This window comes from Sulfidibacter corallicola (assembly GCF_017498545.1).
GTDB lineage: Bacteria > Acidobacteriota > Holophagae > Acanthopleuribacterales > Acanthopleuribacteraceae > Sulfidibacter > Sulfidibacter corallicola.
In genome coordinates, this window is sequence record NZ_CP071793.1 from 5,657,558 (window position 1) to 5,680,847 (window position 23,290).

At 57.8% G+C, this 23,290-nt stretch carries 24 protein-coding genes; 23 read left to right on the forward strand and 1 reads right to left on the reverse strand.

Features of this window, described 5'->3' with window-relative positions; genetic code table 11:
* The first annotated feature begins 260 nt into the window (after positions 1–260).
* From J3U87_RS17215 to J3U87_RS17245, 7 genes are all read left to right on the forward strand, one after another.
* Positions 261–827: a hypothetical protein gene (locus J3U87_RS17215; RefSeq protein WP_237384291.1), complete on the forward strand. Its 567-nt coding sequence runs from the start codon at positions 261–263 to the stop codon at positions 825–827.
* The gene (locus J3U87_RS17220) at positions 824–1,054 is read left to right on the forward strand and encodes a hypothetical protein (protein WP_237384292.1); all 231 of its coding nucleotides are present in this window, start codon (positions 824–826) and stop codon (positions 1,052–1,054) included. The genes J3U87_RS17215 and J3U87_RS17220 overlap by 4 nt, the downstream gene beginning before the upstream one ends.
* A complete protein-coding gene (locus J3U87_RS17225) occupies positions 1,051–2,916 on the forward strand; it encodes a phage tail sheath C-terminal domain-containing protein (RefSeq protein ID WP_237384293.1) in 1,866 nt (621 codons plus the stop codon). The genes J3U87_RS17220 and J3U87_RS17225 overlap by 4 nt, the downstream gene beginning before the upstream one ends.
* Before the next feature lie 4 nt (positions 2,917–2,920).
* Complete coding sequence (locus J3U87_RS17230) at positions 2,921–3,385, forward strand: phage tail protein (protein WP_237384294.1); 465 nt, start codon at positions 2,921–2,923, stop codon at positions 3,383–3,385.
* Between the two features lie 11 nt (positions 3,386–3,396).
* Positions 3,397–4,074, forward strand: coding sequence for a T4 family baseplate hub assembly chaperone (locus J3U87_RS17235; protein ID WP_237384295.1), 678 nt, complete (start codon positions 3,397–3,399; stop codon positions 4,072–4,074).
* Between the two features lie 148 nt (positions 4,075–4,222).
* Positions 4,223–8,278 (forward strand): phage tail tape measure protein, encoded by a 4,056-nt coding sequence (locus tag J3U87_RS17240; RefSeq protein WP_237384296.1) that lies wholly within the window; start codon positions 4,223–4,225, stop codon positions 8,276–8,278.
* Positions 8,278–8,748 (forward strand): CIS tube protein, encoded by a 471-nt coding sequence (locus J3U87_RS17245; RefSeq protein WP_237384297.1) that lies wholly within the window; start codon positions 8,278–8,280, stop codon positions 8,746–8,748. Before J3U87_RS17240 ends, J3U87_RS17245 begins: the two co-directional genes overlap by 1 nt.
* A gap of 646 nt (positions 8,749–9,394) precedes the next feature.
* Here the strand turns inward: J3U87_RS17245 and J3U87_RS17250 are convergent.
* Positions 9,395–10,897, reverse strand: a complete 1,503-nt coding sequence (locus tag J3U87_RS17250) for an anti-phage dCTP deaminase (RefSeq protein WP_237384298.1) — start codon at positions 10,895–10,897, stop codon at positions 9,395–9,397.
* A gap of 309 nt (positions 10,898–11,206) precedes the next feature.
* Here J3U87_RS17250 and J3U87_RS17255 point away from each other — a divergent pair, with 309 nt between their 5' ends.
* The 16 genes from J3U87_RS17255 to J3U87_RS17330 all read left to right on the forward strand — a co-directional run bounded on the left by J3U87_RS17255 (position 11,207) and on the right by J3U87_RS17330 (position 23,285).
* Positions 11,207–12,490 (forward strand): phage late control D family protein, encoded by a 1,284-nt coding sequence (locus J3U87_RS17255; RefSeq protein ID WP_237384299.1) that lies wholly within the window; start codon positions 11,207–11,209, stop codon positions 12,488–12,490.
* A gap of 101 nt (positions 12,491–12,591) precedes the next feature.
* Positions 12,592–12,972 (forward strand): YcbK family protein, encoded by a 381-nt coding sequence (locus J3U87_RS17260; protein WP_237384300.1) that lies wholly within the window; start codon positions 12,592–12,594, stop codon positions 12,970–12,972.
* Positions 12,973–12,980: 8 nt separating this feature from the next.
* A complete protein-coding gene (locus J3U87_RS17265) occupies positions 12,981–13,295 on the forward strand; it encodes a hypothetical protein (RefSeq protein WP_237384301.1) in 315 nt (104 codons plus the stop codon).
* A 49-nt stretch (positions 13,296–13,344) separates the two neighbouring features.
* Positions 13,345–14,328, forward strand: coding sequence for a phage baseplate assembly protein V (locus J3U87_RS17270; protein WP_237384302.1), 984 nt, complete (start codon positions 13,345–13,347; stop codon positions 14,326–14,328).
* Between the two features lie 11 nt (positions 14,329–14,339).
* The gene (locus J3U87_RS17275) at positions 14,340–15,101 is read left to right on the forward strand and encodes a glycosyltransferase (protein ID WP_237384303.1); all 762 of its coding nucleotides are present in this window, start codon (positions 14,340–14,342) and stop codon (positions 15,099–15,101) included.
* On the forward strand, positions 15,098–15,463 hold the full coding sequence (locus J3U87_RS17280; RefSeq protein WP_237384304.1) for a hypothetical protein: 366 nt from the start codon (positions 15,098–15,100) through the stop codon (positions 15,461–15,463). Before J3U87_RS17275 ends, J3U87_RS17280 begins: the two co-directional genes overlap by 4 nt.
* Positions 15,456–15,719 (forward strand): PAAR domain-containing protein, encoded by a 264-nt coding sequence (locus tag J3U87_RS17285; RefSeq protein ID WP_237384305.1) that lies wholly within the window; start codon positions 15,456–15,458, stop codon positions 15,717–15,719. Before J3U87_RS17280 ends, J3U87_RS17285 begins: the two co-directional genes overlap by 8 nt.
* Before the next feature lie 12 nt (positions 15,720–15,731).
* Entirely contained in the window at positions 15,732–16,058 is a 327-nt protein-coding gene (locus J3U87_RS17290; RefSeq protein WP_237384306.1) for a hypothetical protein, read from the forward strand.
* Position 16,059: 1 nt separating this feature from the next.
* On the forward strand, positions 16,060–16,860 hold the full coding sequence (locus J3U87_RS17295) for a hypothetical protein (protein ID WP_237384307.1): 801 nt from the start codon (positions 16,060–16,062) through the stop codon (positions 16,858–16,860).
* A gap of 65 nt (positions 16,861–16,925) precedes the next feature.
* The gene (locus tag J3U87_RS17300; protein ID WP_237384308.1) at positions 16,926–17,291 is read left to right on the forward strand and encodes a GPW/gp25 family protein; all 366 of its coding nucleotides are present in this window, start codon (positions 16,926–16,928) and stop codon (positions 17,289–17,291) included.
* 122 nt (positions 17,292–17,413) lie between these two features.
* Positions 17,414–18,817, forward strand: a complete 1,404-nt coding sequence (locus tag J3U87_RS17305) for a baseplate J/gp47 family protein (protein WP_237384309.1) — start codon at positions 17,414–17,416, stop codon at positions 18,815–18,817.
* Positions 18,817–20,403, forward strand: a complete 1,587-nt coding sequence (locus tag J3U87_RS17310) for a phage tail protein (RefSeq protein ID WP_237384310.1) — start codon at positions 18,817–18,819, stop codon at positions 20,401–20,403. Before J3U87_RS17305 ends, J3U87_RS17310 begins: the two co-directional genes overlap by 1 nt.
* Positions 20,400–20,993 carry a hypothetical protein gene (locus J3U87_RS17315; protein ID WP_237384311.1) on the forward strand — a complete coding sequence of 198 codons (594 nt, stop codon included), beginning with the start codon at positions 20,400–20,402 and terminating at the stop codon, positions 20,991–20,993. Before J3U87_RS17310 ends, J3U87_RS17315 begins: the two co-directional genes overlap by 4 nt.
* A gap of 38 nt (positions 20,994–21,031) precedes the next feature.
* Positions 21,032–22,015, forward strand: coding sequence for a hypothetical protein (locus J3U87_RS17320; protein WP_237384312.1), 984 nt, complete (start codon positions 21,032–21,034; stop codon positions 22,013–22,015).
* Between the two features lie 122 nt (positions 22,016–22,137).
* Positions 22,138–22,740 (forward strand): hypothetical protein, encoded by a 603-nt coding sequence (locus tag J3U87_RS17325; protein WP_237384313.1) that lies wholly within the window; start codon positions 22,138–22,140, stop codon positions 22,738–22,740.
* Positions 22,741–22,751: 11 nt separating this feature from the next.
* Entirely contained in the window at positions 22,752–23,285 is a 534-nt protein-coding gene (locus J3U87_RS17330) for a hypothetical protein (protein WP_237384314.1), read from the forward strand.
* Positions 23,286–23,290: the final 5 nt, after the last annotated feature.

Genomic DNA, 23,290 nt, shown 5'->3' on the forward strand with positions numbered 1-23,290 from the left:
CTTGATATGTTTTTTTTGCCCCCCTCCTTGTTTTCTAAAGTCTGAGCCCACATAAATCTTACCCCATGGTGAAGTGGCTCTCATGGTCTCCGCGGCGGGTGCGATATTAGGATGGGGGCTCTTTTACCGATTGCGCGCTATTAGGGTTTGCATTGAGTGCATGAGCTTGAAAAATAATTTTCGATAAATCCATCAAAATCGACCCGTTTTCCTTCGGCTTTCTGTAGTTAGTCCTCAACCCACCGAGGTTGGAGGACGCCGTGGAAACCCTACGCGACATCGTCGAAGCCCTGATCCGCCTGTTCCAGCGAGAGGTCCATGAACGGGCCGTGCTGGTGCCTCTCGACGACGTCCACGAAATCAAAAGCCCGCCGAGCCTGATCCTTCAGGGCCCGGCCTTGGCCGAGAACCGGTGCCGTCGGGTCCAAGCCTTCGAAGTCTGCAAGGATCTCGACCGGCTGACCTATGAGCGCTGGCCCGCGCCGAGGCTCTACCACCTGGACTTCGATATCGTCGCGACCACGGCCAACGATGCCCAGTTGCTGGATCTCCAGGCGAAGATCACGCGCTTCTATCTCGACCACCCGGTCCTCGCCATCGAGGATCGCGGCGCGTTGAACCTGACCGAGCTGGTGCCAATGGGAAGTCTGCGGCGGGTCAACCTCTCCAATCTCAAGCAAAGTGCCGGTCGCCTTCGCATCGAGGATTGCCCGATCTACGGGAACGCCGTCGAGGAAGGACGACTGATCGTCGACCGCCACTTCGAATTCCGGGGTGGCCTGGTCGAAGACCGTCGGTTCACATCTCAACCTGAGGAGTCGCCTTGATAGCCATCAAAAACCTGTTGTTTCAACCGCTTGCGATCCCGCTGACTGGAGGTCAGAGCCTTCATCTTCAACCAAGAGAGACACAGGAAGTTCCCGATAACCAGATCTCACATGATCTCCTGGCAGCCGAAAAGCGTGGCCTGATCCACATGGAAACCAAGGCCGGAACCCAGTCTGCCAATTCGAAACCCAAACCCACCAGAAGAAAAAGGAAGCCCCGCGCATGACGACCTATCTTTCGCCCGGCATTTACACGAAGGAAACGGATTTTTCCTTCTACGTCAAACAGATCTCCACATCCAGCGCGGCCATGGTCGGTGTCGCCGAACGCGTGCCCATCAATTCTCCCTCACTGGTAACGAGCTGGGAGCAGTTCGCCAACCGCTACGGCGGCTACATCCAGGCCGGATACCTTGCCTACGCGGCCAGGGCCTTTTTCGATAATGGCGGAAGAACCTTGTACGTCAACCGCGTGGCGCACCTAACCGATCCCATGGATCGACAATCGCTCACCGCGGTCTCGGCATCCCACACGCTGCTGGACCGGCGCGGTGTGACCGCCTCGCTCGAAACCGGCCAGGCCGGGACCGACCGCATCACCTGGCAAGCCCGGGAAGCCGGTACTTCGGGCAACGTCCTTTCGGTGGTGCTTGACGCAAGCGGGATCGACACACCGCTTTCCGTCGAAGTCGCCGGCAACGTGATTCGTGTCCACTTGGCAACCGATTCGGCAGGGACCGCCACCAGCACGGCCAATGAGATTGTGGCGGCCATCGATACGGACAGCGAGGCCTCGGCTCTGGTCACCCTTCGATCCGAGGACACGGGTTTTGTCACGCCTGTGACAGAAACCCCGCTGGCCGGCGGAACAAACGGCCAAGCCACCTTGGAAGTTACCGCCATCAATGAAGGGACATGGGGTAATGACCTGACCGTCTACACTGTAGACAGCACGCGACAGCCTACGGACCGATTCAACCTCATCGTCCGCTATCAGAACCGCATCGTCGAAGTTCACCGCGACCTGAGCATGGACGAATCCTCCCGCGACCATGTCGAAGCGGTTGTGAACGAGGCTTCGGAGTTCATCCGGGTCCGGGATCTGGGCAATGGATCCGGCTATCCCGACGACCGGCCCGGTATCGGTGAATTCGTACTGTCCGGTGGTGATGACGGCCTGGCCGGTCTGAATGACCAAGACTTCATCGGTGATGCGGCAGCCCACTCCGGCATTCGCGCCTTTGACGAAATCGATGCGCTCAATCTGGTGGCGGTGCCCGGCGTGACCACGGCGCCCGTCATTCAAGCCGGCATCACCTACGCCGAGAACCGCAAAGACCTGTTGTTCATCGCCGACGCACCGCTGCACCTGGAACCTCTGGAAGTGATCCAGTGGCGGAAAGGTCAAGGCGGCTACACGCACACAGCGTTCAATTCGACCTATGGGGCCGTCTACTATCCCTGGCTGCAAATCAGCGATCCGCTGACCAGCAAAAAGAAGTTGATTCCTCCGAGCGGCGCGGTTTGCGGCTGCATTGCCCGCAGCGATCAGAAAACCAATGTCTGGTCGGCGCCCGCTGGCACGGAGCGCGGTCGGATTTTCAACGTGCTGAATGTCGGCTATCGCGTTTCGCGCGGCGACATGGACGCACTTTACCCGGAAGGGATCAATTCGATTGTGGCCAACCCGGACACGGGCGTCGTGATTTGGGGCCAAAGGACCTTGACTCTCCAACCTTCGGCCCTGGATCGGATCAATGTGCGTCGCCTCATGATGTACATGGAAGAGGCCATCGGCGAGAGTTCGCGGTTTGTCATCTTCGAACCGAATCATCCGCAGACCTGGCGGGCTTTGCTTCGCCTGTTAAATCCGTTTCTTTTGGACATCCAACAGAACGGCGGCCTGTATGAGTTTCGCGTCCAGTGCGACGAGGAGACCAACACGCCGGCCGTCATTGACCGGAACGAGATGCGAGCCCGCGTCTTCGTCAAGCCCACCAAAACCGCTGAATTCGTGGAGTTGAATTTCGTGTTGATCACAACCGGCGCCAGCTTCGACGAAATCTTCGCTGAGACCAACAGGAGGTAACCCTATGGAACACGCGGGAACCATGCCCAAGTCCTTGTACCAGAATTGGCAGTTCGCCATCGAAATCAACGGGTTCGACGTGGCCCTGTTCAAGAAGGCGAGCTTGCCCAAGACCGAGTTCGACGAGACCACCTTCTCGCCTGGCGGGTCCATGTTCGACCAAAAGGTCGCGGGCCGCGCCAAGTTCGAGGACGTCAACCTCGAAAAAGGGATCTTCCAAGACGGCAGCGACGAGGCCGCGCGCGACTGGGTCAAGAAGATCGTCGACGTCAATGCCGGTGTCAGCAAACTGCCAAGCGACTACATGCGCGACGTGGATCTGGTCCAGTACGATCGAACCGGCTCAGAAACCCGGCGCTGGACATTGCACGGTGCTTGGATCAAGTCCCTTGAATACGACGAGCTGGACGGCTCCAGCTCGGAAAACACCCTCGAAAAGCTGGTCATCACCTACCAATACTGGACCTAAAGGAGATTTGGTTGTTTACCTTTGAATTGCCCTGCGGCCTGGAGGCCGAAATCCGGGAAATGACCGGCGCCGAAGAGGAAATTCTCACCAACCAGCGCCTGATCCGCAACGGCTCGGCGATCAATCAAGTGTTGAAGAACTGCCTTGTGCGCCTTGGGGACAACGACTCCCCGACGATGAACGACGTGCTTGACCTGCTGTCGGGTGATCGGTTGGCCCTGCTGGTCGAGCTTCGTCGTGTGTCTCTTGGCAGCGAAGTGGAACTCGAGCTGGTGTGTACCAACCCGACCTGTCGGGAGGCCAACCCTTTCACCGTGGATCTCGGCGCGCTTGAAACCAAGCCCTATGGTGACGCCCGCGAGTTCGAGTTCACCTTGCCGTCATCAAATCGAACAGTGAGGTTCCGGTACTTGGACGGCCACATGGAAAAGCGGTTGGCGACCTTGAAAGAGCCATCGATCGCGTCCGCCATGACGATGCGCATCATCGACATCGACGGGAAGCCGCCGTCCAAAAGGGTCATGCAGGACATGAGCCTTCGCGATCGCCAAGCCCTTCGCGCTGAAATGGACCGTGTCAACGCCGGGATCGACACCGCGATCACTGTGGATTGCGAGGCCTGCGGCGAGCGGTTGCGCACTCGGCTCGAAGCGGAACCGGGTTTTTTGTTTCCCGGAGCCGCCTTGTAAACGACGCATTCTTCCTCGCATACGGGGGGCTCCATTGGGGCTTCCACGACATTCGCCATCTTCCGATTCGGCGGCGACAGGAGTTCGTGGAAGCCCTTGAACGGCAACTGGAATTCGAGCGGCGGGAAGCCGAAAAAGCGAGGCGATGATGGATCTCGGGCTTGGCATTGTGGTGTCCCTGAAAGACATGTTGTCCCGGAACTCCGGCAAAGTTGAGCATGCCATGGAGAAGTTGGACGGGACCGTGGCGCGCACAAGCGAGAGAATGACGCGGAACCTGGAGCGCATCCAAAAGGGCACGATGATGGCTGGCGCGGGGCTCGCCTTGTTGGCGACACCCATCGCTTTGCTTTCGGCGACCGCTGAAACCCATAGGGCGCTCGGGGAGCTGGCCTCCCTGGGCGTCAAAGACTTGCGGGCCTTGGAGAATGCCGCCGAGTCGTTCACCAACGCTTGGGCGGGGACCACTAAGGCGCAGTTCATCACGAGCGCGTACGACGTGCGCAGCGCACTGGCGAATCTCTCCGATGAGGCGGTCGGCACCTTCACCGCGATGGCCGCCCTTGCGGCGAAGGCAACGAAGGCCACAACCGACGAAATGGTGGGGACCTTCACGACGTCCTATGGGATCTTCAAGCCGCTGATGAAGGACATGTCCGACATGGAATGGGCCCGGACCTTCGCCGGCGGCATGGCCCAAACCGTGGCCAGCTTCAAAACGAACGGCAAGCAAATGGCCGACGCAATCAAGAATATCGGCGCGGTCGCGGCCAGTGCCAACGTGCCCATGGAAGAGCAATTGGCGATTCTTGGCCAGTTACAGACGACGATGCCTGGCTCTGAAGCGGGTACGCTCTACAAGGCTTTCATCATGAAGGCCGCCGAAGCGGGTGATAAGCTGGGCGTCTCCATGGTCGGGGCCGACGGGAGGCTCAAGGGCATCATTCCCATGTTGGAAGTGCTCCGCAAGGAATTCCCCGACTTCAGCCAGGCGGCCACACAGGTCGAGATCAAGAAGGCGTTCGGATCCGACGAAGCCGTGAAGTTCTTGCTCCAAATGAGTCAGGGGCTGGACGGTCTGAAAACCAACATCCAGAGCGTCCGCCAGGCGATGGAGACTGGCACCGTGGTCACCGAAAAGATGGCTCGGGCGATGAACCAGGACATCGGGGCCAGTTTCGAGGTGATCCGCCAACAGATTGCCAACCTCATGGAGATTCTCGGGCGGACCCTGCTCCCCATCGTCACCCCTGTCTTGAAGGCGGTGTCCAGCATCATCATGGGGCTTCAATCGATGGCGAAGGCGGTGCCTGGATTGACCGGTGGCGTCCTTGCCCTGATTACCGCGCTTGGGGCGTTCCTGGTTGTAGTCGGTGGCATCGTGGCATCGATCGGCGCGGTGGGCCTGGCGATGCCCGCCATCAAAGCAGGAATCGCCGGGTTTGGTGCCGCCTTGGCCGGGGCCGGGTCGGCCATCGCTTCGGCATTCTTGCCGGTGACGGCAACGATTGCTGGTGTTGTGGCGGCCATCTATTTATTGAAAAAGGCATGGGACACCAACTTCGGCGGCATTCGCGAAATGGTCGAAGGTGCTTTTGCGCGGGTTCGACTCGCCTTTCGGGGCATCCGAACGTTGATTCGATCCCTGCGGGGCAGCGCGGGCGAAATGTCCGCCGAACTCGCCCAGAAGCTGAAAGCGTCCGGACTCATGGGCTTCGTAGTAGGCGTCTTCAAGATCTATTACCGGGTCCGCCAGTTCTTTGCAGGATTCCATGCAGCCATTACCCACGCCTTTTCGAGAGCGGGCGCGATCCTGGGCCCGGCCGTTAAAGCGCTGGTTACCGCCTTTGTGGATCTCTACAAGGCCGGGTGGTCGATCTTGGAGGTGATTGGCATCGTTTCGAGTTCGGCCAACGGGAAGGCTTTCTATGGCCTCGGTGAAGGGCTCGGTATGGTCCTAGGCCTGCTGGTCCAAGTCGGTGCCTTTCTTCTGAAGGTGATCATTTACCCCATTGCCTTCTTGATCAAGCTGGTCGGCTACGTGGTCAAGGCCTTTGTGTGGCTCGGCAAATCCATCGTCAAGGGCATGGTCGCGGGGGTGAAGGCGATCTACACCTACTTCCTGCCATTGCGCCTGGTCGTCCAGGCGTTTCGAATGCTGGGCCGCATGGGCCTGGCCATGTGGGACATGCTCACAGGTGGCACGTCGGTACTCGGCTTCTGGAAAGCGATTGGTAAGGCCATCTGGGACTTTCTCGGGACCCCGTTTCGCTGGGTTGCCGATGCTGCACGGGGTTTATGGCGGGCTTTGAGAAACAGCTTCGCCAACACGGTCCAAATGTGGGAAGGACTGGGGGAAACCATTTGGAACGGCTTGAAGAACACACCCTTGATTCGCGTGTTCTCCCAGTTGCTGGACTTGTCCAAGGTCCTGCAGGAAAAGAAGCGGGCCTTTTTCAACGCCGGGAAGGAATGGATTCTGTCCTTGGCCAAAGGGATCTGGTCAGCGATGACCGCTCCCATTCAGCAGGTGAAAAAGGGTTTGGCCAAGTTGCGCAGCATGCTGTCGTGGTTTGGAAAAGAGAAGGCGTCCGAACCGAAGGTGGGCATCGAACAGGCTCAGGCGGCATCCCATCAGAAGACACCTGAAATCGTCGGTGTGGACTCGCCGGCAACATCTATGATTTGGCCACAACGTTTCCTGGAAAAAATCTGGACATCTGGGGAGAGAATGGTGGCCAAAGCGAAAGCCGGGATGGCGTCTACTCTGACCCCAAGCGCGCAGCGGGCCATTGAAACGGCGCGCGCCCTTCGCGATCAATTGCAATCGGGATTCGGTGCAGTCACCCAACGCTTTCGGACGGTTCTCCAGGAGGCCCGCAAACCGTTCACGCTCCGGCTGCGAGACACCTTCATTGAGACGTTTGGTAGGGCTTGGGAAGCCATGGTCGGCCTCCTGGTGAAGCGGCTCAAAGCAGCGCTCCAGTTTTCGGCCCAAAAGGCTGGAGGAGCTTACCAATACGGGATCAGGCCAGTCGCGGTCGGCGCGATGGCCCTTTCGCCAATCCTGGCAGGCCCCTTACCGGCGGCAGCCGTCGGAGTGGGTGGGTTCCCGGTTCAGCAGATTCAACAAAATGAACCCGTGCGGGTTCAGGTCCAGGGGGCGTCGTGGCGTGCGGCCAAACCCCAAACGATGATCGCACATCAGAGACTGGCTCCAATGACCGGAACGACCGCCACTTACCGCTCGAGCCAACCGGCCCCCACCATCGATCAACCCGTCCTACAGATGGACTCGGGGCGCGACAGGCATCGCGTGTATGCTCGTCCTGGTGTTTTCGAAAAGGGCCAAACGGTTGTGGGCACAAGCCAGGCCATGGCCTCGATTCAGAAAACGGGTCCCAGCTCTGCGTCACCAGCCTTCCAGGGCGCGATCGCTCACGATGGGCAAGTGGTTTCTCGACCAGAGCCAGGTCTGATCGTTCATCAGCGGATACTGGACAATCAGCAGAATACGTGGCGGTACGTGCCTCGCGCGATTGTCCCCGCGATTTCCGACCCAAACCAAAGCTATCGACAAACCGACACAACGTCAGTTGGCGTTCGTGTTGCGGTCCCAGCTACAAATGTCGGCACCGCCTCTCTTGGCGTGCCCCACCAAGAATTGACTGGAATGGATGCCCCGCACCAGCCAATCCGATTGGTCGTGGGTCTGAACGCTTCCGCGAGCGAGCAATCCTTGGCAGCTAACCAAACCCGAACCGCGAATCGAATCGCCGTCACGAGAATAGGGCTTTCACCGACACAGGAAGCCTATCGCGGCGTGGCGTGGGTTGCCCACCAAGTCGTTTCCTCGGTTGAGCACCTGTATCACGCAGTCCAAATGGTTGACCCCATCATGGCTGCTTTTGAAGAAGTGCCTGGATTCCAGCGGACGATCGACGCGGCTATTCCAGTGGATCGGCAGCGGCTCTTGTTTCAATCGCGACAAGGAGCGAGACCAAACCAAGACCAAGTCGCCGAGGCGAGCATCATCGCCCAAACGATCAGGCCCTTCATGGATCAGCTTGCGCAAAAGAACGAGGAATTGGCCGCTCGGCCGATCGACATCATCGTGAAAACAGAATTGGACGGTCGCGAAATCGCCGAGGCGGTCTATCGCGACATACGGGACCAAAAAATCAAGAATTACGAGACGTTTTGATGACTTGGGACACGAAAGAACAGCAAGCATTTTTGGTGGATATTGATACGAGCGAGCGGCTAGCGTTTCAGTTCAATCCGAACGAGATTGTCGATGAAAAGAGCACGGCCTACGCGACCATTCGGATACCGGGGATGTCGCACCCACGGTATCAGTTTGTGGCAGGTGAAGCGCGCCGTATCTCGGTGAAAATTCAGCTCTTCAAGGGCCCGGTGCGACAGCAGGTGGCCTGGCTGCAATCGCTTTGCTATCCAGAGCACGCGGGAACGATGCTCAAGAACGCGCCACATCGCGTGATGCTGGTGTACGGCCAGCTGTATCCGGGCCTGGTTTGCATCGTGAAGCAGGTCAAGGCCCGGTTTTTTGAATTGTTCGATCGAGAAAGCCTGCTGCCGCAGCGAGCCGAAGTGGACCTGACCTTGGAGGAATACATAGAGCGATCAGTCGAGGTAATGGAGGTGCGCTTGTGATTGGGAAAAGCTCGCGGTATCAGATGTCTATTCTGCATCGATTGAAGGATGGGGACATTTTTGGGCTCCGTTCGCTGATTGATATTCCCCCGAGTGCGGATGATCGTTTTCATACGGTGGTGGAGGGTGATCGGATCGATGCGTTGGCACACCTTTACTTAGGAGATGCAAACCTATGGTGGGTAATTTGTGACTCCAATGACATTTTCTTTCCGCTGAAGTTAGAAACTGGATCCACATTACGAGTTCTCGCTACTCAGCGTGTCTGGGATTTTCTTGAGTAAAAGCACTGGGACCAACGTTTCTGTCCGTTCTTGAATGCCCCGATTACCAACGGCCGCCTTTCTCCTCTGCAGGTTCAAAAGCTCATGGTATAGGCCATATGGATCTTATTTCCTCGCTGAAAGATTCGGTAGAAGACCTTGCTAACGCTCTGTTTTGCTCGCCAGGATTACCTGTTTTTGTCTTTGGGGGTCTGTGTGTTGCTGATCACAGACTTGCTCTCGGTTGTTCGGCTCTCTGACGGTTGCGAATATGGACCTGGAGCAACAACTGCCGTTCGTTTCCATTCTGGCCAGTTGTTCACTTTATCGCCAGAACGCTTGAGATTTTTGAAAAAAGTACCGCTTTTCGCCATCATATCTCCTCATTTCTTCAAAAGCTTCTCAAGGCGGTTCAGTGCAACCCCCTCCCGATCTAAATACGAAATAGGCAGTAATTGCAACCTCAATTTCGCCCCTGGTCGTTTCCAGTTGACCGCCAGGCCATTCTTAGAGTTTTTTCGCTTGAGTTCGTATCCAATTCCAAGATTTAAAGAAAACAAATTGAAATAACTCCGTGGCCCAACTCCAATAAAAGGCTCGAACAATACTTTATTAAGGGTGTTTTCGACGGAGATTGAATCTTTGTGAAAATCCAAGGCTTTGCTTTTGGGATAAGGTTCTATAAAAACGACGCGGCGAACTCCGGAGGAAATGATGTGTTTTGCACAATTATGACACGGGAAAGTAGTGCAGAAAATTTCTGCATCCTGAGTGCTAATTCCCATCCGGCTGCAGGTTAGTAATGCTTCCATTTCGGCATGAACAACTCGGCCATATTCAGTTATATCCATAACGGAACTTTGCTTTAGTGCTTTTTTTATCTTTTTTCGCGATTTTTTAGGAGCATCATTGACGATTTTATCAATAATCTTTCTCTTCTCTGTGGTATTTGTGTCATACCCAAGGCGGTAGTCTCTACCGCCTTCAGAGTCGCAAAAAATTCGCTCTTGCTCGTTGTAAGATGGCCAATAGAGACCTCCATCAGCCTTTGGCACATCATTTGCTCCTGTTGCTATTATGTTCGTTCCTTTGGTTAGAACTGCCCCCACCTGCCTCGACAAGTCGGCTGAGCGTAATGCCGAAGAAAAGGCCAAAAACATGGAGTACTCATCAAATGTTGGTGTCACAAATGGATTTCCAAAAATCAGATCGAGTATCCGGGATATTTGTGCCTCTAAATAATTTAAATTGGAGTTAAAAGAAATAAAAAAATCTGAGAGATGAAATGCAGCTCTAACCTGTTGACCATGTTTTTTTGACTCAGCTTCGTCGCGACGGATCAATTTTTCAGCCTGGTCTTCATGCATCCCTTTGCGAATCAGGCGTTGAATACGGTCTGTTTCGCAAGAATATACCCCAAAAATAAATACGCCAGGGTGGTAAATATTTCTAAGTCGCTCTATTTCATAATGGTGTTTGAGAGAGTTTATTATTGTCGCAGTTCGTTTTTTGGGAGTGACTCCGTTGTCATCTTCCGAGGATTCTCGAGTATCGTAGATTCGTGCCGCTGCAGCTAGTGCTAAAATCGAGTTGTCGCCAGATTTTTCTCTTAATTTATTCCCTTCATTCATTAACGCATTGGCTCGCTCGAAGGCCCCATCTGGAATCTTTGCGTCAGTCAAAGTCTCTATAATTTGATTTGAGACTTTGATCGTCTCAACTTGATACTGAAACACTTTCAAAAAACCTTTTATTAAATCACAGACTAAATCCAGAGGAGTACCAATCGCGCCAACGAGCCCAATTATCAACTCAGAATCAGAATACTGAGGTTCTTTCTTTGATTTTTTTGATGTACTTCTACCGCCATTTTGGTTTTTGCTCATTAATTACCTGCAAAAAGGTGAAGAAATTCAGATTTTTTATCACTTTGAAGTCTTAGTTAGAATACACGTTACTTTGCCCAAATGTCAATCACAACAACAATTCAGCCCGCACGCAATTGAGCTGTTCATATGAATTTCATCGAAACCGAAAGCCGGGATATAGGTCTTGTGAAAAGGCTTCCGTGTTTTCCGCAAAGAACTAGATGTCTCTGTGCGCACTTGTCTGGGATCGTGGATTCTTGTGAGCCGAAAACCATTTTCTTCCTGTAGTTAGTCCCCAACACGCCATTTCGGCCAGAGTTGGGGACCATGACCATCGATCCGTTCAAACCGACCTTCCTCATCCAAATCGAGGGCGAGACCCTTGCCGAGGACATTACCCAGGAGATCACGTCTTTTACCTTCGAGGACAACGAGAAGGGACTGGACGTACTCACCCTGACGGTGACGAATCGGAACCATCAGTTCGTCGACCACCCGTTATTCCAGGAAGGCAACGAGATCGTGGCCCGCTGGGGCTACGTCGACAACCTGTCACCGCGCAAAAAGGCGGTGATCAAGGATGTCGATTATGAGTTCCCCGAAAACGGCGATCCGCGAATCCGCCTGAAAGCCTTCGACAAAGGGTTCAAGCTTTCTGGCAAAGAGAACCAGAAGGTGTGGCAAAAGCCCGCGCCGGGGATCTTGTATTCGGAGATCGCGGAGCACATTGCGAGGGCCAATGGCTTATCACCGGTTATCGAGCCGACCCTGACGCCGCACCTTCGCGTGGTGCAAAGCAACCAGTCTGACGCCCACTTCCTTCAAGAGCTGGCCAAAAAGGCCAGGGCCCAAGATGGTGATGGTGCGGCCGGCTATGTCTTCTTCATTCAAGATGACACGCTCCACTTCCACCCGCGCCGACTGGAGCAGGCTCCCGCCATGGTTCTGGAGTACTTCACCAGCCGCCAGGGCTTGCTCCGATCCGTCCGGGTGGATGCTCGATCCCAGGGCGCAAAGGGTGCGGGCACCGAGACCACTACGATCGGGCTCGATCCCAGGAAGAAAGAACCGGTCGTTTACAAGGCCAATAACGACACCACGCCGGAACGCACATCCCTCGGCAAGCGAACCTATCTCGTCGACGCCAACACCGGCGAGGGCGGGTTCAAAGAGCAGGAGACCGGACACGTGGTGCCGACCTTCGAATCTGCCGAAGCGCTTCATGAAAAACCGACCCACGAGCCTTCCCAGGACGCGGCCGAGAGCCAGTTCAAGGAAACCGAACTTCGCCAAGTCGAGGCCACGGCCCAAACCATTGGGATTCCGCAACTGACCGCCAAGGCCAATGTCGAACTTCGTGGCCTCGGCCAAAAGCTGAGCGGAATCTATTACGTGACCTCGATCCGCCACCAAATCGGAGAAAGCGGGTACACCTGCGACCTCCGACTTCGCAGGAATGCGCTGGGCGCCGGTGCCGGGGACAAGTCTGAAAAATCCAAGGGTATCCCCAACGAGCAGGCCGGCCCGGCAACGCCCCAGGAGAAACCGCCAGCCATGGTGACGGTGGACGCGGACACCGGCGACATCATCGAGGATCCGAGGGAGGGGTGATGATCGCGCCTTTCTTTTTCCTTATTGCAACGGCCGTCAGCAGAGTTTGGCCGTCCCCTGGACCTGGCGATCGTGCCCATGTCACATGGCTGACAGCCGACTTGGAACCATCCCGGTTCGCCTGCCGTCATTGCGGCGACGTGGTGATCGATCGCCGACTTCTGGACGCCCTTTTAGCGCTCCAAGGGAAGGTAGGCCGCCCCTTGGTGATTCTCAGCGGGTATCGCTGCCCGCCGCACAACCGGGACATCGGCGGGGAGCTGAGAAGCTACCACACCAAGGGTCAAGCGGCCGACATTCGCGCACCCGGCGTTCCGATCATGGCCCTATTCCAGGCCGCATTGGAGATCCCCGCCTTTCGCGGCGGCGGGATCGGCCTTTACCTCAATCGCAAGTTCCTCCACCTAGACATTCGCCCGCAGCGCTTTCGGTGGATTGTCCCACCACGGAACGCGCTGCCCAACAAAACCCATAGCCATTAGGAGAGTTCATGAACGTTCTCGATTTCCTCCAGGAGTATCAGGCCGCCCTGATTTCTTTGGCCGTTGCCGTGATCGGCGCGGTGAAACTGACCTCATGGGGCCGGGCCAGGGCCGAAGTCCTCGACACCCTCGTGACCATCATCGAATCGTTGGGCCTGAAAGAGGCCAAGGCCGTCATGGCCGTCCAGGAGCGCCGCCTGTCTCAAGGTGCTCAAGATGCACTTGCCCACGCCGTGAGCAAGGCGGATCCCAAGAAAAAGCCCAAACCACTGGGGCAGCGCCTCCTTGGTGAAGCGCTGCGGGGCATCATCCCCAAACGGTAACCCACTCAGCGCGGTCTTTCGGGGCCGCGCCATTTTCGAGGTTTCTTGAATGATTGCGACGGAAGACAAGCAACATGTCGAACGCTACCGAGACCGATGGTTCGGCAAGTACCGAGCGATCGCTCGCGACAACAACGATCCCGAACGGCTCGGCCGCTTGCGGTTGGAAATACCCGCGGTGCTCGGGACCGGCCGAGAGAATTGGAGCGACTGGGCCTCACCCTGCTTCGCTTATGGCGGGCTTGACGATGTCGGTACGTTCCTAGTGCCCGAGGAAGGGGCGAGCGTCTGGGCCGAATTCGAGGGCGGGCAGGTCCAATACCCGATATGGACGGGCGTCTGGTTGGCGAAGAGCAACCCCGGCGAACAGCCCGAGGAAGCTACACGGCTCTGCAGCCATCCGACTTGCTTCGACTGCGAGGACAAGTTGGAGCATGCCCCGCATCCGTTCGACGGGCCGGAGCACCGGAAGTACCACGGGCACCCGCCCTATTACTGCCCGCGCCGGAAGGTGCTCATCAAAACCGAAACCGGCCACACCATCGTGATGGATGACCGCGACCAGGAAGAGTTCCTGAAAATCATCGATCGCGCGGGTCAGATGCTCCACATGGCGTCACCCGTGAAGCGGACTGTTCAAACGGGAAACGCTCGACCGCGCCAAACGAGGGAAGCGGAACGTGGAGACCAGCTCGACCTTCGATCAGACATCCACGACCAGACTGCCAGAATTCAGATCACCGACTTGTCGGGCCAGCACCTGCTATTGGAAGCCCGCCAAGACAAGGAGAAGATCCACCTCGAATCGCGCGACCGGGAGCGGACGAGGTGGCAGAAGGTTCTGCTGGACACCACGTCCGGCAAGGAGAAGGTCCATATCTGGGGGCTCAACGGAGCGCAGGAGGTGCTCATCGACTCGACTGCGGGCCGGGAGAAGATCCAGCTTCGCGACAAGGCCGGTTCCACCGTGATCATGGACGGCGTCACCGGGAACATCGTGGTTCGTGCCACAAAGAAAGTTCTGATCGGGTAGGAAGGCTATCGATGCAACCAAAAGTGTCGGTCGTCATGACCGTCTTCAACCGCCAGGACTACCTCGGCCAGGCCGTGCAGAGCGTTTTGGCTCAGACCTTCCCCGATTTCGAGCTGATCATCGTGGACGACGGCTCCACCGACGCGTCGCCGCTGATCGCCCAGCGATTCGCCCTTCGGGATTCTCGCATTCAGTTCGAGGCCCGGCCTCATCGCGGTCGCATCCCTGCTTTGGCTGATGCCATGGAGCTGGCTACGGGTGATTATGTCGGCTGGGTCGACAGCGACGATCTCTTGGAGCCCGAAGCCCTGGCCGAAACGGTGCGATTCCTCGAGCGGCACCATCATGTGGGCCTCGTGTACACCGACTACCTCGACATCGACGATGAGGGCCACGTCCTCGGCATCGGCAGTCGGTGCCGCGTGCCTTTTTCCCACCACGGTTTGCTGCGGACCTTCATGACCTTTCATTTCAGGCTCTTTCGGCGATCGCTGTTCGACCAGATCGGCGGTCTGACCGACGCCGTGCCCATGGCCGAGGATTACGACTTCTGCTTGCGGGCCTCGGAAGTCGCTCGATTCGGCCGGATCCGAAAACCGCTTTACCGGTACCGGAAACATGCGAATCGGGTGACGGATACCCATCGCCTCGCCCAAATCCACGGTGCCAAAGAAGCGATCCGGCGTGCGCTGGCGCGTCGCGGCCTCGACGCTCAATGGAACCTTCACCTGGAACTCAGAGGCCAATTCGAATTGAGGAGGAAATCGAGTTGACACACCCCACTTCTCCACCATCGGAAGCCTTTTTCTCTCGTGTCTTTGGCGAGTGGCGTGCCGAGTTTCGCGCCATACTCGAAGGCCACAAACAGGACATCCAGGCCCGCCTAGAAAAAATCGAGCTCAGCCTGGAAAAGAAGAGCGACAAGGAACACGTCACCCTGCTCGTTACGGGCCTCCAAGAGGACCTGCGGCGGCACGCTCAGGACATCAATCACATTCAAAACGAGCTCACCCAGAAGTTGAACACCGAAGCGTTGTGGAAACTCATCGGCTTGGTGTTGACGGTGGGCAGCGCGTTCGGGGGACTGATCGGCTTCGTGGTCAGCATGCTCCTGCGGAGTCGCGGTCATGGGTAAACCCGTGGCCCGGCTGGGCGACACCACCAATCACGGAGGCGCCATTGTCACGGGATCGACCGGCACCATCGTCAACGGAAAACCGGTGGCCCGGATGGGTGATCTGCACGCATGCCCTCGAAAGGGTCATGGCCTCACCCGAATCGTTTCGGGCAGTTCGATGACCCTGACGGAAGGAAAACCAACCGCTCGCATGGGCGACACCACGGGATGCGGTGCAGTTATCGTGACCGCCAGCCCCGACACCACGGGATAAGGGAGATGCTAAATGCCAGAAAACAACGTACCTCGTTATTGGGACATCGAGCCCAAACACATCCGACAGTCGTTCCACGCCGAGGGCGTGTGCGTGCCGATCACGGTGCGCGGCGCGCCGAGAGGTTCCCTCGTGGTCCAAAGCCTGGATAGCAGCGTCGCCACGGTGGAGGGCGGTTGGATTCGCTTGGGCCAACAAGTGGGTGCCACCATGATTCTGGTTTCCGATTCGGCGGCGGGCGACAGCATGCGTTACATCCAAGTCGAAGTGTTTGATCCGGGTTCGGGTGGCACCGATCCTTACGGCGGGGGCGATATCCCGCCGGATTGGGGGATTTGAGATGGGATCTGCCACGTTTTCACCCGGCTCGGGCGCAATCTACGACATAACCACGACCTCACCCGTGGCCCATGTGCTACACCTGAGCCACGCGGCCTCAGAAGCCATGCGCCAGGAAGCCGAATCTGCCCTCGAAGCCCACCAGCAGGCGGCGGCCGAGTACAGCCAGCAACTGGACCAACCGGACTTTCACCCGTTCGTGTCATTGCCCGCAGGCACCCTGCAGCGTGATTTGTCGAACGGCCAGCGGCTCTTCGTCCTGCCGGACGGCACCTTTTTGGGAACGACCGACCAGGAACACTTCGTGTTCGTGGACTCCGCCGGCGTTCCGTACCAGATACCGGAGCACGACGGCAAGGTCACCCTTCCCGATAGCCGCGTCTTCGAATTGGTCCCCGAAGCGCGGGCAACGCATGCGACAGATTGGATCCAAGGCCTGCCGGCAGGTGTTCATCCGGTCCAAGTTGCCGACGGGCGGTTCCGTATCGTTTTCGCTACGGGTCTTCGGCTGGATGTCTCCATCCCGGATCGTCGGGTTGTCCTTCTCAATCCGACGGCAACCGTGATCGAGTTGGGTAAGAAGATCCAGGCCATTGGCGAGGAAATCCAAGTCAACCTGGTGGACAACGGCGGGCGTGGGTTCTCGGCCCTGGAATCCCAGCATCGTGGATTCATCGATCAGTCCGGCGACATCCTGTTGAGCTTGGTCAGCGGCGAAGACTTAGCGATCACCTTCCCGACACAAGACCAAAACGGAGAGGAGAATCCTCATCGCTACTACCAATGTGGGGGCCCGGTATGACGTCGTTCGATTTCCTCGGCAAGGGCATCAAGTTCCCATTCCGTTTCGATCGGAAAACCGGTGGCGTGGCCACATCGGAGGTCACCTCTCAAGACCATGCCCGCATCCGTGAGAGCATCGTCCAGATCCTGGGCACCCGAGTTGGCGAACGGTTCATGCGGCCCGACTTCGGCTCGCGTTTGCACGAGCTGGTTTTTGAGCCCAATGATTCGGTGCTCAAGGGTTTGATCCGCCACTATGTAATAGATGCAATTCGAAAGTGGGAAAAGCGTGTGGTGATCACCGAAGTGACGTTTGAAGACGGACCCGAACAGGTGGACGCCAATGTCTTACAAGTACGCATCCACTATCGGCTGATCCAGTCCCCCGTGACGGGGAACTTGGTTTTTCCGTTCCATCGTGAAGGTCGAACCGAACAGCCGAACGGCTAATGAAGGCCTCCCAGCCAGACGTGACCTTTTCAAATTTTTGTGGCCCGGCTTCCCTCCCAAATCTGTAGTTAGTCCCCAACCGAGCAAAGAACTCGGGGTCGAACTCAAGGAGGGAAGCCGCCATGGCCGGAATCCTCAACCACACCAATCGCGACTACGAGTCCATGCGCCGGGAGCTGCTCGACCGCGTCCCGCAGCTCACCGAGCGCTGGACCGATTTCAACCCTTCCGATCTCGGCGTCGTCCTGCTCGAACTGTTCGCTGGCGTTGGCGACATGTTGGCTTATTACATCGATGCCCAGATTTCAGAAGCGTTTCTGCCGACGGCGCGGCAACGACAGGCGATTATCAACCTGTGCAAGCTCATCAGTTACCGTCTCGATGCGCCGGTCGCGGCCTCGACTGAGCTAACCTTCCTGCTCGGGGACCCGCTCGATTTCGACGTGGTCATTCCCAAAGGGGTCCGGTGCCGGGCTTACGTGGACCAGGAACAGATTCCCTTCGAAACCGTCGAGGCCACGACCATTTTCCGGGGGCAAACCCAGACGACCGTCGCCGCGCGGCAAGGCTGGCGGGAGTTGGTGTCCTTTGTCGGGACTGGTCTGCCGTGGCAGGAATACCGCCTGTCGGCCCGAGACGTCGCACAAGACACCATCGCTGTCACCATCAACGGCGAAGTCTGGACAGAGGTGCTTCACTTCCAGGAGTCTGGCCGGGAGGATCGCCACTTTCGTACCGAAACGGACGCACTAGACACGACCAAGGTCGTCTTCGGCGACGGGATTCGTGGTGCGGCGCCTCCGGCTGGAACGGCCATCGGCATCGACTACCTGCGAACCCTGGGTGCGGCCGGGAACCTGGGTCGCAATCTGATCACCCAGTTGCAGGACACCATTCGGGCCAACGGCTCCTCGATCGGTGTATCCGTGGTCAACCACCAACCCGCCACAGGAGGGGCCAACCGTGAGACGCTGGAGTCGGCGAAGAAGCAAGCGCCTGCCGAGCTTCGAACGCTTTGGAAGGCCGTCACCAAGGAGGATTTCCAAGCGTTGGCCGAGGGCTTCCCTGGCGTGGCGAAGGCCCAGATTCTGGATGTGAACGACTGCGGCCATCACCACTACTTCACCGTGAACCTGGCAGTAGCCCCGAATGGTGGCGGTGCGCCATCGCAACTCTTGATGGACGATCTCGCTGCCTTCCTCGAATCTCGCAAATTGATCACGACCGAGATCACGCTGTACGAGCCGTTCTACCGGCCGGTGAATATTGATGCCGAAGTGATCCCCTTGGCAGGCCAGGACCCGGACCTGGTCAAGCTGCGGGTCGAAGAGGCCCTGGCCGACTTTTTCCGGTTTGAGCGGGTCGGCTTCGGCCAGGACATTCACGTGTCCGACATCGTTGCGCTGATCGACAACCTGCGAGGTGTCAGCCATGTCCATCTGTTTTCACCGAGCGCGGACGTGGACATCCGAAACGGGCAGATCCCCGTGTTGGGTGAAGTCCAAATCACCATGGCAGGTGCTTGATGTCCTATTTCGAGGCAAAGCTCTGGGAACTCCTGCCGGACATCTACCGGCTCAATGACCCACATGGCGACCTGGCCGCGCTTCTGAAAAACGTCGGGATCACGCTCGACGAATTGAAGGAGCTGATCGATCAGCTACCGGCAAAGTTTGATCTGGACAAAACGCCCGCTTCGTACGTGCCGCTGCTTGGCGAGCTGGTCGGCCATCGTTTCGCCGCGACCCAGGATGTCGAGGCCCAACGTCGCGATATCCGAGAGGCCGTCGAATTCTATCGACGCAAGGGCACCGTCCCCGCCATTCATCGGGCTTTGGACCAAATTGGGTGGCAAGGGCGGATCCGAGAGACTTTCCGGGATGCAGCACGACTAAATCGGCGAGCCTCGATCAACCAGTCTCGGCTACCAGGCCGTATTTACAGCCTCGGTGTTTACCGCGTTGAAAGCGACAACCAGGTTCAAGGCCTCCGCGATGCCTTGGCCCCGCACCATCCCGCCGGAACCGCGACGTACTATCTGCAATGGTTGAGCACCTTGCTTTCCGCCGAACATCATTTCGAAGCATTCCTCAAACGGTTCATTCAAGGCGTTGCCTTCGTCGACCTGGACGAGACCTTCATCGTGAACCGCAACCCGCTCAATAGCGACCGGCACCTCACCCGCCAAAAGACGATCTGGGAACTGGTCCAGGTGACCAATAGCACGACGCTTCACCAGGGAATCGAAACCGGTGCCGTGTGTCGGAACCACTGGCATGCGCGCGGCACGCGATTTCGAACCAACCTGTCCGTGCTGAACCAAGGCCGCAAACTGCCCAACCTCTGGTTGAGCGAACGTCGCTCTGCGAGCTGCTGCCCGGTCGTCACCGAGGAAACGCGGCTCACCAACGACAAGCCCTCAATGCGCTTGGCCGGTCAAGCCTTGAACCAGGCTCGGCTTAACTGGATTCCTGCGCGGTGCGAGGTACGGTTCCAGCAAAAGGATCTGCTCTCAACGGCTAACCATCCAGAGCGTTCCAGCCAGGACGAATCGAAAAGTTTGTCCCTGGTGAGCCAGGCCCTGCCGTCGCGGAGCTTCCGAACCGGGCACCATGCGCTGTCGGGGAATACCAAGCTACAGGGCGAGACCAGTCGCCAATCCGTCCTCATGTCGGTTCTGGCCGAGGCGACTTGGGCCGAGATCCAATCCGCTGGCGACCTGGTTCACCGCTGGCAGAAGCGGAGACCCGGTTTCGGCTTGAATGGGCGGACCTTGAACCAGGCACCCCTGACCAACGGGACGCTCACCGAGGATCGAGCCACGTTTTCCATCCGCGTCGACACCGGAGCCCCGCGAAAGCGTTTGGTCCAGCCGGTTGCACTAAACCGAGGGCGGCTGAATCGGTCAGGGCTCCGCCTTTCGCGCCAGCGAACCCTGCCGCTGCGTTTGGGGAGCATGGCCTTGAATCAAGCCGGATTCCAAATGACGGAACCAGCCATCGAGTGGCAGTTCCGGCAACGCGATGTCACCACCCAGGATACGGCAACCATTGATTCGGCAACCAACACCTTCACGGCCACCATCTGGCCCGAACCGAGGAGCGACACATGACTCTACATATATATATGGACGCAGCACTGACCGATCCCCTGTCGGAAGGCGACCTGTCCAACCCCGACCAGGACGTGTTCAACGGGACCGACGGCGATTCGAAGGATCGCCAGTTGTTCTTGGCGAACGAGTGGGCCACATTGGCTCAAGCGCTGTCTATCGATGACGTGGTTCTAGAGCTGACCGCGCCTGGCTTCGCGAGCACGGAACTGATCGTCATCGGCGCCGAACAACTCCGCATCGTGAACGGGGGCGGCACCTCCTCGCTCACCATCGAACGCGGCTACGGCGGCACTCAGCCAGCCGAGCATCAGGCGGGCGCCCTCGCCTATTCCGCCTATGACTACAGCCAGATTCAGGTGCAGGTCACCGACACGGCCGAAACCGATGAATCGTCATGGGTCCGCCTGGCCGCTTCCCAAGAGCACCTCGACAGCGCCGACCCTGGTGCCAGTGTCGATTTGGGGCCCAAAAACTATTCCGCCTCGCTGTCCTTTTGGCGGCGCATCACCGTTCCTGCCGGGACACCTGTGCAGAACAAGACAGATCTCAAACTGCGCGTCACCGCCATGGAAAGTCCGATTCTCTAATCCTTCAAACCAGTCAGAGCCAAGAGGAGTCACATACCATGGCCTACCACAGCACAGCGGGCACCGCGCAAAACTCACGGGACCTAATGACCATCCTGCGTCAATACCTGACCGATACCGTGGGGTGGACCCTCCACGACAGCCAGAATGATGCCTCGCCCTACTTCGTCGTGACCGCCACCGGCGAAAGTGGAAAGGAAGACATTTACCTCTATGTGTCCGATGACAACAACGCCAATCGATTGGGCGTGCGCGCCTATCACTATTGGAACCAGGCGAGCCATCAGGGGACCAAGCCAGCCTACAACAGCAGCTACACCTACATTCGCACTTCGGACGGGACACCGTTCCTCTACTGGATCTTCGCCGACCTGGACCACTGGTTCCTCGTCACCAAGCTGGGCGCCACCTACTACGGCCAATACTCCGGCCTGATCTCCCGGTTCTGGTCGGGCGAGGTTGCGGTGGCCCAGTCGACCTTGGATACAGGCACCGAGGTGGTGGCCCAAGTGGATGACGCCAACCATTTCGAAATCGGGAAGCCCTACCTCATCCGAGACAACGTCGACATCGAACGCGTCGAGGTTACCGCGATCGACACGGCCAGCACGCCCCACACCGTGACCCTGGCCAATGTATCCAGATCGTTTGTGGTCGGGTCCAAAATCGGAGAAGATCCGGCGCCCTTGATCGTGGGGAGCAACGACTCCCCGAGCCGGTTTTATGCGACGAACCGGTTCGACGGTTACAGCGGCAACAGCAGCCATCAGGGTGAATGTAAGGCGGCCGATGGTGGCCTTGCCGGGTCGAGCAATCACGACAAGCGCTACGGCCTGACGGTCATGTACCCCTGGCTGACGGCCCACACCAGCCAAGGCTACAACGAGCTTCGCGGCCAGTTAATCGAGGTCTATTCCGTTGGGTCGACCAACTTGGACTCTGAGGACGTGATCCAGCAGGGGACCGAGACCTTCCGCGTGTTCAACCTCAGCAGCGCCGGTTTCTGCGCGGTTCGGGAGTAGCCATATGCCCACCAAGCAAGGGGTCACTCTTCCTATCCGCACAGAAACGGGACAGCGGATTCCCGCGTTCAGAGCGCCGCGTCCGGTCCAACAGGGGCGTCCGCTCGACGGGAGGCTGAACCGTGCCTGAGTCACCAGGCGTGCGGTTTCTTCCCGTGCTGCGCTCTGGGAAGCGATCGCCGCGGTTTCGATTGAACCGGCCGATTGCGCCGGCATCCACTTTCGAGATGCTGGGCCAATCACAGGAGGTTCCTGAACCCGAACGCCAAATCAGCATCGATTCGGATCTTCAGTTGTCGGTGTCTCGACCTGTCGCGGTGGCGCCGGATCTCGTTTTGACCATTTTGCGGCCAACCGTATTGCAAGTCGACCTTCGTGCGGTTGTGTCGGGGCTCCAGTCGACAGCAATCGATACCAGCTTGGCGGTTTATGGTGTGACGCAGGTGGTGGGCGATCTGGTCTGTCGGGTCCAGCAAGGGATGGTGCCCTTCGTGGCTGACATCCTCGTCGACGTCCGGCTTCCCGAGTCTCGGTTTTCCGATCTCCACTTGGTCATTGGCGCGCGTAGGCGCTGGGCCTTGGACAGCCAACAATTCGTGACTGGAAGGCTGGTACTTGAAGCCGACACCACCTGCGAAATCGGGACTTTCAGAACCATCCGAATCGATACCCATCAAACCGTATACCGCGTGGTCCTCCATGAGGAACACGAGATCCAAACCTGAAAGGAGCCTTTGTGCCACTTGGACTCATCACCCGTGCGGGCCGGATCCTGACTGCCCGCCTTCTTTTGGGCGATCCCATCGATGGATTGACCCACTGCGCCATCGGCGACGGTGACGCCACGTTCACCGATCCACTCAATCCGCCGGCGCCGGAGATCGACCAAACCAGCCTGCGACATGAGCGGGCGCGGAAACGCTACTACAAACGGACCTTTCTCAAGGAAGACCCGGAAGGTGTGTTGCGCGTCAATGGGATCCGGTACCTCGAAACCACCGAGCAAACCCAGACCATCGGTGTGTTTTTCCGCTTCGAAGAGCACGAAGCCAACGGCATCACCATCCGTGAGTACGGCTTCTTCGGCGGGGCGGTGACCTATGCCGACGGGCACCAGGATGCCTTGGCGCTTGATGGCGTCCATCACCCCGACACCAATCCAACCGGCCAGGTTCAAAACCCTGGCTATTTGTATGAGTTGAAACACATCCCCGATTTCACCAAGACGTCCGACACGCGCGTGGAGCTGGTCGGCGTCATCAAAGTTTGATGGAG

Excerpts from the sequence above, each read along its gene's own strand:
- J3U87_RS17225 (WP_237384293.1), top strand. The coding sequence starts at position 1,051 with ATGACGACCTATCTTTCGCCCGGCATTTACACGAAGGAAACGGATTTT.
- J3U87_RS17230 (WP_237384294.1), top strand. The coding sequence starts at position 2,921 with ATGGAACACGCGGGAACCATGCCCAAGTCCTTGTACCAGAATTGGCAG.
- J3U87_RS17240 (WP_237384296.1), top strand. The coding sequence starts at position 4,223 with ATGGATCTCGGGCTTGGCATTGTGGTGTCCCTGAAAGACATGTTGTCC.
- J3U87_RS17245 (WP_237384297.1), top strand. The coding sequence starts at position 8,278 with ATGACTTGGGACACGAAAGAACAGCAAGCATTTTTGGTGGATATTGAT.
- J3U87_RS17250 (WP_237384298.1), bottom strand. The coding sequence starts at position 10,897 with ATGAGCAAAAACCAAAATGGCGGTAGAAGTACATCAAAAAAATCAAAG.
- J3U87_RS17255 (WP_237384299.1), top strand. The coding sequence starts at position 11,207 with ATGACCATCGATCCGTTCAAACCGACCTTCCTCATCCAAATCGAGGGC.
- J3U87_RS17265 (WP_237384301.1), top strand. The coding sequence starts at position 12,981 with ATGAACGTTCTCGATTTCCTCCAGGAGTATCAGGCCGCCCTGATTTCT.
- J3U87_RS17270 (WP_237384302.1), top strand. The coding sequence starts at position 13,345 with ATGATTGCGACGGAAGACAAGCAACATGTCGAACGCTACCGAGACCGA.
- J3U87_RS17275 (WP_237384303.1), top strand. The coding sequence starts at position 14,340 with ATGCAACCAAAAGTGTCGGTCGTCATGACCGTCTTCAACCGCCAGGAC.
- J3U87_RS17285 (WP_237384305.1), top strand. The coding sequence starts at position 15,456 with ATGGGTAAACCCGTGGCCCGGCTGGGCGACACCACCAATCACGGAGGC.
- J3U87_RS17290 (WP_237384306.1), top strand. The coding sequence starts at position 15,732 with ATGCCAGAAAACAACGTACCTCGTTATTGGGACATCGAGCCCAAACAC.
- J3U87_RS17295 (WP_237384307.1), top strand. The coding sequence starts at position 16,060 with ATGGGATCTGCCACGTTTTCACCCGGCTCGGGCGCAATCTACGACATA.
- J3U87_RS17305 (WP_237384309.1), top strand. The coding sequence starts at position 17,414 with ATGGCCGGAATCCTCAACCACACCAATCGCGACTACGAGTCCATGCGC.
- J3U87_RS17310 (WP_237384310.1), top strand. The coding sequence starts at position 18,817 with ATGTCCTATTTCGAGGCAAAGCTCTGGGAACTCCTGCCGGACATCTAC.
- J3U87_RS17315 (WP_237384311.1), top strand. The coding sequence starts at position 20,400 with ATGACTCTACATATATATATGGACGCAGCACTGACCGATCCCCTGTCG.
- J3U87_RS17320 (WP_237384312.1), top strand. The coding sequence starts at position 21,032 with ATGGCCTACCACAGCACAGCGGGCACCGCGCAAAACTCACGGGACCTA.